The following is a 10724-nucleotide window of genomic DNA, read 5'->3' as shown; positions in this document are numbered from 1 at the left end:
ACGCCGACGGCCGTACGGCTAGGGGTTGTTACCCTGGGGTACCGATCGTGGCGGGCGCCGGTCCGGCCGGGTCCGGCGGGGGAGGCGGGGAAGCGCTGTCAGTGGGGGCCCGTAAGCTCTTGGACCATGCTCGAAGACCGCATCGCAGCCGCATCGCCCACCCCGTGGCCGGCCGCGTATCCCGAGGGATACGCGGTCGTCGACGTGGAGACCACCGGGCTCGCCCGGGACGACCGGATAGTGTCGGCTGCCGTGTACCAGCTGGACGCCCGCGGCCGGGTGGAGGACTCGTGGTACACGCTGGTCAACCCCCGCCGCGATCCCGGCCCGGTGTGGATCCACGGGCTGACCTCCGAAGTCCTCGCGGACGCCCCGGTGTTCGAGGACGTCGCGGAGGAGTTCGCGAAGCGGCTGGACGGCCGGGTGCTGGTCGCGCACAACGCGGCGTTCGACTGGTCGATGATCGCCCGGGAGTACGCGCGGGCCGGCTCCGAGGCGCCGGTGCGCCGGCGGCTGTGCACGATCGCGCTCTCCAAGGAGCTCGGGCTGCCGCTGCCCAACCACAAGCTGGAGTCCCTGGCCGCGCATTACGGGGTCGAGCAGCGGCAGGCGCACCACGCGCTGGACGACGCCCGGGTGCTGGCGGAGGCGTTCCGGCCGAGCCTGGCGCTGGCGGCGGAGGCGAACCTGCGGCTGCCGCTGCTGGCCTGCCAGCCGCTGACGGAGTGGTCCGACGGCCCGGCGGCCGTCCGGTCGGCGACCGTGGGCTACCAGCCGTCCTGGCAGCACCGCGGCGGCGCGACGTGGCGGCCGAGCCGCAAGCGGCCCGCCTGCCCGTATCCCAACCCCGGCCGCTACCGGGTGGGCGGACAGCTCGTCCAGGGCATGCGGGTGGCGTTCTCCGGCGACACCTCGATCGACCGGGAGCTGCTGGAGGACCGGGCGACCGAGGCCGGACTGCACGTGGCGACGAGCATCTCGCGGCTGACCAGCCTGCTGGTCACCAACGACCCGGGGTCCCACACGTCCAAGACCGTCAAGGCCCGGCAGTACGGGACGCCGGTCGTCGACGAGGCCGCCTTCGTGCAGTTGCTCTCGCATGTGATGCCGGCGGAGGGGGCCTGACGGGTCTACTGGGCCTGCCGGGTCTGCCGGATCGGTCCGGCCCGGTCCGGCAGACCCGGACGCCGGGGGACGAACCGCACCAGGTACCGTCACTGGCGTGTACCGCTTCCTGCTGACCCGGCAGTGGGTGATCCTCACGCTCGTGGGGATCGTCCTCATCCCGGTGATGATCAAACTGGGCTTCTGGCAGCTGCATCGCCATGAGCAACGGGTGGCGCGCAACGACCAGATCGCCCGCAGCCTCGAACACGCCCCCGTGCCCGTCACCGACCTGACGGCGCCCGGCCGCGAGGTGGCCCACGAGAACGTCTGGCGCCGGGTCACGGCCAAGGGGACGTACGACACCAAGGGCGAGGTCGTGGTCCGCCTGCGGACCGACAATTCCGGCAAGTCCGGCTTTATGGTCGTCACGCCGTTCGTCCTGGACGACGGCAGGGCGGTCCTGGTCAACCGCGGCTGGATCCCGGCCGACGCCGGCCAGCGCGAGTACCCGAAGGTTCCCGCCCCGCCCTCGGGCCGGATCGACCTCACCGGGCGGCTGCGCGCCGACGAGGATCCCGGCAGCGGCATCCGGGACACGAAGGGGCTGCCGCCCCGCATGATCATGATCATCAACAGCGAGCGGCAGGCGAAGGAGTTGCACCGGCCGGTGCTCGGCGGCTTCCTGGAGCTGGTCTCGCCCGCGCCGGAGGGACAGCCGCAGACGATCGACGAGCCGGATCACAGCAGCATCGGCAATCACATGGCGTACACGGTGCAGTGGTGGCTGTTCTCGGCGTTCGTGCCGGTCGGCTGGGTGATTCTGGTTCGGCGCGAGCGGCGTGATCAGATCGCGGCGGCGGCGGCCGCGGCGGCGGAAGAGGAAGCGGTCCCCGCCGGGGTCTGAGGGGTTTTGCCCCGGCCCCGCCCCGCCCTTTCTCCCCCAGAGGGGGTGCCCCCAGCTTCTCGCGCGCTCCGCGCGGGGCAACGCGGCTGCGCCGCGTTCGTCCTCAAACGCCGGACGGGCTGAAATTTCGCGCCCGGGCGCGAAGCCAGCCCGTCCGGCGTTTGAGGACATCGCCCGAAGGGCGATGCGGGGTCCGGGGGCGCAGCCCCGGAAGAAACGGTGAAAGGGCGGGGCGGGGAGAAAAACTCACCCCACGCGCTCCGCGCGATGCCGCACCGCCCGCAACCGCACCTCCGCCGGAAGCCGCGCCAGCCCGGCCGAGGTCCGGGCCGCCCCCAGGACCTCCGCCCGGAAACGCCGCAGCACCACATCCGGCACCGCCCCCGCACCCAGCACCAGAACCACCCGCGCCCGCGGCGCGTTCCGCCGTCCCACCAGCACCACCCCCGCCCGCTCGACCCCGTCCAGGGCCCCCGCCTCCGCCGCCAGCGCCTCCTCCAGCGCGTGCCCACGCACGATCACGACGGGATCGTCGGGCTCGCCCCCGCCGAGCACCATGTCCCGCACCCGCCGCCGGCGCAACTGCGCCACCAGCCACCACACCGCGAGCAGCAGCACCACCGCCAGCGCGCCGAGCACGACCGGCCACCACCAGCCCCGGCCCCGCCACCGCCGCCGGTCCGCGGCCGTGAGCAGGACGTCGTCCGGCCCCTGGAACGGCCAGGCGGACGGCAGGGAGAAGTCCCAGTGCCGGGGCAGGTCCAGCGCCCCGACGAGCACCGCCGCGCCGAGCCCCGCCAGCAACAGCCCCGCCAGCCCCAGCAGTACACGGTTGAAAAGCCGCAGCACCGCCCTCACCGCCTCGGCGGCCGGTGGACGCGCACCGACAGGACGGGCCGCCGGGCGAGCCCCAACTCCCGTACGGCGTCGGCCAGCGCGCCGTCCACGTCCGCGCGCACCTCGTCCAGGTCCCGGAAGTGCGCCCGCGCACGCGCCCGGACCGTCAGCCGGCCGACGTCGACGCGTACGGACTGCACGCCGGAGACCTTCAGCACCCGGTCCCGCACCACCAGCGCCGCCGCGCGCCGGTCGAGGCCGGCCCGGACGTCGGGACTGTCGCGCCGCATCGGCAGCACGCCCCGCCGGCCCGGCGACAGGGCCAGGACGATCAGCCAGAGCCCCAGCAGCACCACGACCGCCGCGCCGGCGATGATCCAGCCGTTGTCCAGCGGCCGGTCGGCGAGTTCCCGGGCGAGCCGGCGCCGCCAGCCCAGGGCCCGGCGGCCGGCCCGTACCGCCGCCACGTCGTAGAGGAGGAGCGCCGCCGCGGCCAGGACGACGACCGCCGCCAGCGCGGCGGGCACCCGGCGGGCCGACCAGAAGCGGCCCGCGCGGCCGCCGTCCCCGTCCTCCCCGGGCCCGGTCACCGCACCCGCTCCGCCCCGCCGCCGCGCAGGTGCGGCGAGTGCAGCCGCTCCACGGTGACCACGACCTCCGGCACCTCCATGCCCGCCAGGGCCCGTACGCGCTCGGTGATCCGCCGCCGCACGGCGCGGCAGCGCCCGGCGATGTCCGCCGGGTAGCCGAGCTCGACGGAGACGTCGACCCGCGCCGTCTCCTCGTGGACGGTCACGGACGCGTGCGGGGCCGTACGGTCCGGCCCCCCTCCCCCGTCGTCGGCCAGCGCCTCGCGGGCGGCCTGCGAGGCGATCTTCGCGACGACGCGGTCGGCGATCCGGGTGGCTCCGCGCCCGGCCGGTTCCACGGCCCGCCCTCCCCGCGCGACGGTCATCGCCTACCGCCTCCGGTCGTCGCGGTCACGATCACGGTCGCGCGGGCGGAAGAAGTCGCCCGGCTCCAGGTCGCCGTCGAGGAACCGGCCCGCGACGAACCCGACGGCACCCAGCGCCGCCACCAGCAGGAAGGCGCCGAACCCGCCGAAGTACCCGGCGAATCCGAGCGCCATGCCGACGATCAAGCCGATCACGGCCATGCTCATCGTGCGCTCCTCGTCCCTGTCCCCGGGCCGGTCACTGGATCCTCGGCGGCGTCTCTTCCTCCTCCTCGTCGGGCAGCTTCACATCGCTGACGGCGATGTTCACCTCGACGACCTCCAGGCCGGTCATGCGCTCCACCGCGGCGATGACGTTCTCCCGCACGGCGCGGGCCACCTCGGCGATCGCCACGCCGTAGTCGACGACGATCTCCAGGTCGAGCGCCGTCTGGACCTCGCCGACCTCCGCCTTCACCCCGCGCGTCGAGGACTTGCCACCGCCGCCGCCCGGCACCCGGTCGCGCACCGCGCCGAACGTGCGCGCGAAACCGCTGCCCATCGCGTGGACGCCGACCACGTCACGGGCCGCCAGGCCGGCGATCTTCTCCACGACGCCGTCGGCGATGGTGGTGCGTCCGCGCTCGGCCGGAGGCACGTACTCCTTCTCCTTCGCCGCCCCGGGGCCGGGTCCGTCCGGGCCGCCGCCCGTCGTGTCGGTCATGGGTCGTTCGCCTCGCTTCCAGGGGAATGTTCCGCGGGAGGGACATGGCGCCACCGATCTGTTGACACGATAGGCCCTGTCGGTGCGAACTTCGCGGCGTGTGCGGCAGGAGGACGGCTATGGACGACGCGTCGTTGGAACGGGCGGTCCGCCGGCAACTCGCCCTCGGCAGGCTGCTGCCGCTGGGGGGCGCGGAGGACGGGGCGTGGATCGCGGAGGCCGCGGCGGTGCGCGTGCTGCGGGCGGCTCCGGTGCCGCCGGGGGTACGCCTCGGTGCCCTCCGCATCGACCGGAGCCCCGCCGCGCCGGTTTCCGGACCGGTCCCGGTCCCCCCTGGCGCCCTGCCGGCCGGGCCGTTGCGGATCTCCGTGGAGTTGGCGGCGGAGTCCGGGGAGCCGCTGCCGGTCGTGGCGGGACGGGTGCGGGAGGCGCTGATCGGGGCTGCGGAGGGGCGGGTGGGGTTGGTGGTGGAGGGGGTTGACGTGCGGGTGGTTTCGGCGGTGCGGGTGGTGTCGGCTCCGGAGGTGCCGGTGCTGCCCGGCTCCCTGCCCGTGCCGGGCGTCGTCGCGTCGTACGCGGACGGGGTGGGGGTGTGGATCGGGGTCGCGGAGGGGTTTCGGGTGCTGGATGTGGCGCGGGCGGTGCGGGAGGTGGTGGGCGGGGCGGTCATCGTCGCGGCCGTGGGCCGCGGTTGAGTCGCCCCCGCCCCGCCCTTTCACCGTTTCCCGGGGAGACCCCGGACCCCGTCCGCCCTTCGGGCGGAGTCCTCGTCCGGCGTTTGAGGACTCCGCCCGAAGGGCGGATGGGGTCCGGGGTCTCCCCGGAAGAAACGGTGAAAGGACGGGGCAGGGGCAACCTCCCCCAGGGCCCCGCACCGGCTCAGGTGCCCCCGCGGTGGACCTGGAAGGCCGCGCGGCGGACCGCCTTGGCGAGCGCCGGGTCGGGGTGCGCGGCGGCCAGGGCCACCAGCACCTGGACGGTGCGGGGGTGCCCCACCGCACGTACCTCCTCCAGCAGCCCGGGCACCGTGCCCTGCACCGCCGAGTCGAGGTGGCGCACCAACAGCCGGCTCTCCCCGTGGTCGGCGACGGCCGCGGCGGTGTCCACCCACAGCCAGGTCGCCTCCTCGCGGGTGAGGACCTCCGCCGCCTCCTCGGGGTCGTGCCCCTCCTGCTCGGCGAGCCACAGCAGGGCGTACGGGCGGACGGCCGGCTCGTCGACGGCGGCGCGCACCGCGGGTTCCGCGGGGGCGCCCACGGCGCGCAGCGCCTCGAAGGCCAGGCCGCGCACCAGCGCGTCGTCGCCCCGGGCCGCGTCCAGGAGCTCGGCGACCGCGCTGCGCACCGGCCGGGCGGCGAGCCAGGCGCGGTACTCGGCGCGGGCCGGGCCGGGGCTGAGGTCGGCGCAGCCGCGCAGCATGGCCTCGGCGGCGAGCTCGATGTTGCCCGCGGGGCTCTGGGCGGCCACGCAGATCTGTTCGAGCTTGACCCATACCGCCCAGTTCCCCAGCGGCGTCAGCACCGCCTCGGCCGTCGGGCCGGTGCCGCGCACGACGAGGGCGCCGACCGAGGCGAGCCCGTCCAGGGCCCAGTCGAGCAGGCCGGCGAGCGGTTCGACCGCCTCGGGGCAGCGGGTGGGGCGGTCCGGCACCGGGCGCCCCTCGTCACGGCCCTCGTAGCGGACCTCGCAGCGCTCGGCGCGGATCTCGGCCACGCGCTGCCGGAGGAGGTCGAGCAGCTCGGCGACGGGCACCGGGCCGGCGGACAGGTGCATGACGGACAGCAGTTGGGGGGCGGCCTCGACGACCTCGGCGGCGACGGTCGCGTCGGTGCCGGCCGGTTCGGGGCGGGCGATCGACCAGGCGTCGAAGAGGGCCACCCAGCCGCGCAGCACGGCGCTGTCGTCCCGGTCCCAGGCGGTCAGCCGCCAGCCGGGACGGGCGGTGCCGCCGTGCAGTTCGAGGAGGCCGGCCAGCCGCGCCCGGTCCCAGTCGGCGCGCACCCGGTCGGGCGTCACCCCCAGGGCGGCCGCGGCCCGGTCGGCGGCCCGGCCGAGCTCCTCGGGGCGGGTCTCCGCCTCGGCCGCCCAGCGGGCGAGGCGGACGGCGCCGGTGAGACCGGCTCTCGCCTGCCGGGCGAGTTCCGGCCGGCCCGGGATGCCTGCGGGCGGGCGGGGGGCCGGACGGGAGCCTCGGTCGGCGACCGCCTTGCGGGCGGCGGCGATCGGCTGCCGGGGGACGAGTCTGAGCCGGGAGTCGCGCGGAGTACGGGACGTCACAGGAGCAGTCTTGCCGTTCACGCTCCGAAAACCCAATCGGAATCAACCATGCAGCCACCCATGACCCCTGGTGGCGACCTGTGCGGGCCCGCGTGCGCCCCTACATGAAAGGGGTCAGGAAACGCCGCAGGGCCTCCTCGTAGCCCGCCGGGTCGACGTTCCACAGGGCGGAGTGCCCGGCGTCGCGGACCGTCCGCAGGGTGACGAGGTCGGGGCGGCGCGCGGCGAGGTCACGGGAGTGGTGCCAGGGGGCCACGGGGTCGTCCGGGGCGTGGACGAGGAGGGTGGGCACGGTCAGCCGTGCCGGGTCGGCGGCCGCCCGGAGTTCGCCCTGGTCGAGGCCGGCGCGGGCGCGGGCCGAGTGCACCGCGAGCGGGCGCAGCGCGGCGGGCGTCCGGCGCCCGGCGAGCGCGTGCAGCGCGGCGTCCCAGTCGAGCACCGGGGAGTCGAGGACGAGCCCGCCGACGCGCGGGGCCACGTGCGGGTCGGCGGCGGCGAGCAGCGCCGCGGTGGCCCCGGTGGACCAGCCGAGCAGCACCACACGCCGGGCCCCGCGCCGCACGGCCTCCGCGACGGCGGCGGCGACGTCGTACCGCTCGGCGGCGCCGAGCCGGCCGATGCCGTCGGCGGGCCGGGGCGCGCCGGGGTCGCCCCGCAGGGCGGGGACGAGCACGGGCAGCCGCGAGCGGTGCAGGAACGGCAGGACGACCATGGGGTGTTCGCGGGTGGTGCCCAGCCCGTGCACGGCGACGACGCAGGTGTCGCGGGCGCCCGGCACGAACCAGGCGGGCAGCGTGCCGTCCTCGCCGGGCAGGTCCACGTCGCGGTGGACGATGCCCAGCGCCCCGTGCGGGTCCCCGGCGTGGACCTGCGGGGTGAAGTGGACACGGGCACCCGCGCGCAGGTCGCCGTGGACGACCCGGACGAGGTGGCGGACGACGCGGTCGTGGGGGTGCGAGACGTCGGCGACGGGCGGCCCGACGATCGCGTGCAGGCCGGGCGCGGCGATCCCGTGGGTGCCGGGGCGTACGGAGGAGGGGGTGCGGGCGAGGGTGACGGTGCCGGCGTCGGTGGCGTGCACGGTGAGGGGGTGTTCGCCGGGCAGCGGTGTGCCGGGCCCGGTCCGCAGGGCGGCGGTGCCCGCGTACCGCCCGGCCGCCAGCGCGGCCGTCCCGGCTCCGATCGCGGTCGCCGCTGTCCAGGCCGTCGTCCTGACCAGATGCATCCCTCAAGTGTCGGCGGCCGCGCGGGGCGGGGCCAGTCGGCGTGAACGGGCGAGCGGGTATTTCTGCCCGGTTGTTTACGGTTTCCGGCCGTATCCGGTGAGCTTTTCGGCCGCTTCTGCGAGCTGGTCCGGGGTCAGCAGGGTGGGCGCGCGGCCCGGGACGCCGGAGGCGGCGAGCCAGACGCGGCACATCCACTCCAGCTGGGCGGTGCGGTCGTAGGCCGCGTCGAGGCTCGCCCCGTGGGTGAGCGTGCCGTGGTTGCGCAGCAGGCAGCCGGTGCGGCCGTCGAGGGCGGCCAGGGCGTGGCGGGCGAGTGCGTCGCTGCCGTAGAGGGCGTACGGCGCGACGCGGACCGGGCCGCCCAGGGTCGCGGCCACGTAGTGGACCGGCGGCACCTCGTCGACGAGGAGGGAGACGGCGGTGGCGTGGACGGCGTGGGTGTGCACGATCGCCGTGGCGTCGGTGGCCCGGTAGACGGCGGGGTGCAGGGGCAGCTCGCTGGTGGGCACGGGCCCGGCGGGGTGGAGCGGGGTGCCGTCCGGGTCCACGGCCACCAGGTCCTCCGGGCCGAGCCGGTCGTACGGGACGCCGCTGGGCGTGACAAGGATCATGTCGCCGAGCCGGGCCGAGACGTTCCCCGAGGTGCCCACCACCAGCCCCTCGGCGACCGTCCGCCGGGCCGTGGCCAGCACTTCCGCCCGGATCCGGGCCTCGGCCGCGGAATCCGCGGGTCCGTTCATGCTTCACCGCCTCCGGTTCGCGTCACCGTGACTCCCGCGCCCGTTCACCTTCCGTTCACCCTGAGTCCCTACGGTCGCCGCGTACTCACGTACTGACGTACTTGCTGACGTACTTGAAACTGACCACCGGACTGATTGCCTGGGTGAATGGAACACATCACGCTTCTCATCGGGATCGTGATCGTCACGGCCTTGGTGTTCGACTTTACGAACGGCTTCCACGACACGGCCAACGCGATGGCCACCACCATTTCCACCGGGGCTCTCAGACCCAAGGTCGCGGTGGCGATGTCGGCGGTGCTCAACCTCGTCGGCGCGTTCCTCTCGGTGGAGGTCGCCAAGACGATCTCCGGGGGCATCATCGACGAGGCCGCCGGGATCAGACCAGAGGTGATTTTCGCCGGTCTGGTCGGCGCGATCGTCTGGAACCTGCTGACCTGGCTGGCCGGTCTGCCCTCCAGTTCCTCGCACGCCCTCTTCGGCGGCCTGATCGGCGCGACGCTGGTCTCGGTCGGCACGGGCGGCGTCCACGGTGACGCCGTCGTCATGAAGGTCCTGATCCCGGCGGTGGCGGCGCCGGTCGTGGCCGGCATCGCCGCGACCCTCGCGACCCGGCTCACCTACCGGCTGGCCCGCGGCCGCGACGAGTCCGAGACGGCGGGCGGCTACCGCGCCGGCCAGATCGCCTCGGCCGCGCTCGTCTCGCTGGCCCACGGCACCAACGACGCGCAGAAGACCATGGGCGTGATCACACTCGCCCTGGTCACCGGCGGCGTCGTCGCCCCGCACTCCGACCCGCCGCTGTGGGTCGTCGTCTCGGCCGGTCTCGCGATCGCCCTCGGTACGTACCTGGGCGGCTGGCGCATCATCCAGACCCTCGGCAAGGGACTCACCGACATCCGCCCCGCGCAGGGCTTCGCCGCCCAGACCGGTGCCGCGACGGTGATCCTCGCCTCCTCGCACATCGGCTTCGCGCTCTCCACCACGCAGGTCTGCTCCGGCTCGATCATGGGCGCCGGGCTCGGCCGCAAGGGCGGCGTGGTGCGCTGGTCCACGGCCGGCCGCATGGTCATCGCCTGGTGCCTGACGCTGCCCGCGGCGGGTCTGGTCGCCGGTGGCGCGGCGCTGCTCGCCGAGCAGGGCGACTGGGGCGTCGCGGCCGTCGCCGTGCTCGGTCTCGCCGTGAGTGGCGCGATCTGGCTGGCGTCGCGGCGGAAGCCGGTCGTTCCCGACGACGCGGCACCGTCCGCGGCCGTGGCGGAGGAGCCGGCCGGTGTCGTCACGCAGGCCCTGCAGGCCGTCGCCCCGCCGCCGGCGGGTCCGTCCTCGGCCCCGGCCGCCCCGGCCGCCCCCTCCGTAACCCCTGAGCCCGCCGTGGCCGCGACCAGCTGAGGATCTCTTCCGCGATGAACATCAATTGGGCCGCGCTCGGCCAGGTCTTCGGTGTCAGTGTCGTGATGACGGTGGCGCTGGTGGGGCTCTTCACGCTGGGGATCGTGGGGACGTCGTCCCGGAACGGGAACGGGAACAGGGGCGGGGGCGGGGGCCAGGGCGGGGCCACGGCTCTGGTGCGGACGGGTGCGTATGCGTGTTACGCGGCGTGTGCGGCGGCCGTTGGGTACGGGATCTATTTGATCGTCGCGTGACGGTGATCGTCGCGTGACGGTCGTCGCCTGACGGGGAGGGTGCCCCGGTCCCGCCCTTTCACCGTTTCTTCCGGGGCGGGCCCCGGGGCCGTAACGCGGCTTCGCCGCGTTGACCGGGGGCTGCGCCCCCTGGACCCCCGAAACCGCCCCGCGCGGTAGGCGGGGGCTTCGCCCCCTGCACCCCCGAAGCGCCCTTCGGGCGCTGTCCTCAAACTCCCCCAGAGGGGGTGCCCCCAGACGGGCTGGATTCGTGCCCGGGCGCGCACTTCAGCCTGTCCGGCGCTTGAGGACGAGCGGCGAAGCCGCGATACGGGGTCCGGGGCGGAGCC

13 protein-coding genes are annotated in these 10724 nt (G+C 75.3%); 5 read left to right on the top strand and 8 right to left on the bottom strand.

Going from position 1 to position 10724, the window contains the following annotated elements; genetic code table 11:
* The first annotated feature begins 126 nt into the window (after positions 1-126).
* The gene (locus I5Q34_RS19570; protein ID WP_199893619.1) at positions 127-1125 is read left to right on the top strand and encodes a DEDDh family exonuclease; all 999 of its coding nucleotides are present in this window, start codon (positions 127-129) and stop codon (positions 1123-1125) included.
* 97 nt (positions 1126-1222) lie between these two features.
* On the top strand, positions 1223-2011 hold the full coding sequence (locus I5Q34_RS19565; protein ID WP_199893618.1) for an SURF1 family protein: 789 nt from the start codon (positions 1223-1225) through the stop codon (positions 2009-2011).
* Between the two features lie 246 nt (positions 2012-2257).
* Here the strand turns inward: I5Q34_RS19565 and amaP are convergent, their stop codons facing one another.
* Genes amaP through I5Q34_RS19540 form a run of 5 tightly spaced genes read right to left on the bottom strand, consistent with a single transcriptional unit; the run spans position 2258 to position 4506 of the window.
* The gene (gene amaP / locus I5Q34_RS19560; protein ID WP_199893617.1) at positions 2258-2869 is read right to left on the bottom strand and encodes an alkaline shock response membrane anchor protein AmaP; all 612 of its coding nucleotides are present in this window, start codon (positions 2867-2869) and stop codon (positions 2258-2260) included.
* Positions 2866-3438 carry a DUF6286 domain-containing protein gene (locus I5Q34_RS19555; protein WP_199893616.1) on the bottom strand — a complete coding sequence of 191 codons (573 nt, stop codon included), beginning with the start codon at positions 3436-3438 and terminating at the stop codon, positions 2866-2868. Before I5Q34_RS19555 ends, amaP begins: the two co-directional genes overlap by 4 nt.
* The gene (locus tag I5Q34_RS19550) at positions 3435-3803 is read right to left on the bottom strand and encodes an Asp23/Gls24 family envelope stress response protein (protein ID WP_199893615.1); all 369 of its coding nucleotides are present in this window, start codon (positions 3801-3803) and stop codon (positions 3435-3437) included. The genes I5Q34_RS19555 and I5Q34_RS19550 overlap by 4 nt, the downstream gene beginning before the upstream one ends.
* A 3-nt stretch (positions 3804-3806) precedes the next feature.
* Positions 3807-4010, bottom strand: a complete 204-nt coding sequence (locus I5Q34_RS19545; RefSeq protein ID WP_199893614.1) for a hypothetical protein — start codon at positions 4008-4010, stop codon at positions 3807-3809.
* Between the two features lie 31 nt (positions 4011-4041).
* On the bottom strand, positions 4042-4506 hold the full coding sequence (locus tag I5Q34_RS19540) for an Asp23/Gls24 family envelope stress response protein (protein ID WP_199893613.1): 465 nt from the start codon (positions 4504-4506) through the stop codon (positions 4042-4044).
* Between the two features lie 119 nt (positions 4507-4625).
* Here I5Q34_RS19540 and I5Q34_RS19535 point away from each other — a divergent pair, with 119 nt between their 5' ends.
* Positions 4626-5201, top strand: coding sequence for a hypothetical protein (locus tag I5Q34_RS19535; RefSeq protein ID WP_199893612.1), 576 nt, complete (start codon positions 4626-4628; stop codon positions 5199-5201).
* Positions 5202-5385: 184 nt separating this feature from the next.
* Here the strand turns inward: I5Q34_RS19535 and I5Q34_RS19530 are convergent, their stop codons facing one another.
* From I5Q34_RS19530 to I5Q34_RS19520, 3 genes are all read right to left on the bottom strand, one after another.
* Complete coding sequence (locus I5Q34_RS19530; protein ID WP_199893611.1) at positions 5386-6783, bottom strand: hypothetical protein; 1398 nt, start codon at positions 6781-6783, stop codon at positions 5386-5388.
* Positions 6784-6883: 100 nt separating this feature from the next.
* Entirely contained in the window at positions 6884-8008 is a 1125-nt protein-coding gene (locus tag I5Q34_RS19525; RefSeq protein ID WP_199893610.1) for an alpha/beta hydrolase, read from the bottom strand.
* A 75-nt stretch (positions 8009-8083) separates the two neighbouring features.
* Complete coding sequence (locus tag I5Q34_RS19520; protein ID WP_199893609.1) at positions 8084-8749, bottom strand: class II aldolase/adducin family protein; 666 nt, start codon at positions 8747-8749, stop codon at positions 8084-8086.
* Between the two features lie 147 nt (positions 8750-8896).
* Between I5Q34_RS19520 and I5Q34_RS19515 the strand changes: the two genes are divergently transcribed.
* Together I5Q34_RS19515 and I5Q34_RS19510 are read left to right on the top strand one after the other, a co-directional pair.
* Positions 8897-10141 (top strand): inorganic phosphate transporter, encoded by a 1245-nt coding sequence (locus I5Q34_RS19515; RefSeq protein ID WP_199893608.1) that lies wholly within the window; start codon positions 8897-8899, stop codon positions 10139-10141.
* 14 nt (positions 10142-10155) lie between these two features.
* The gene (locus I5Q34_RS19510; RefSeq protein ID WP_199893607.1) at positions 10156-10395 is read left to right on the top strand and encodes a hypothetical protein; all 240 of its coding nucleotides are present in this window, start codon (positions 10156-10158) and stop codon (positions 10393-10395) included.
* The last annotated feature ends 329 nt before the right edge of the window (positions 10396-10724 follow it).

It is taken from the genome of Streptomyces sp. AV19 (assembly GCF_015999245.1).
In the GTDB taxonomy this organism is placed as follows: domain Bacteria; phylum Actinomycetota; class Actinomycetes; order Streptomycetales; family Streptomycetaceae; genus Streptomyces.
The sequence above is the reverse complement of the archived record's forward strand: the minus strand, read 5'-3'. Positions and strand labels throughout refer to the sequence as shown.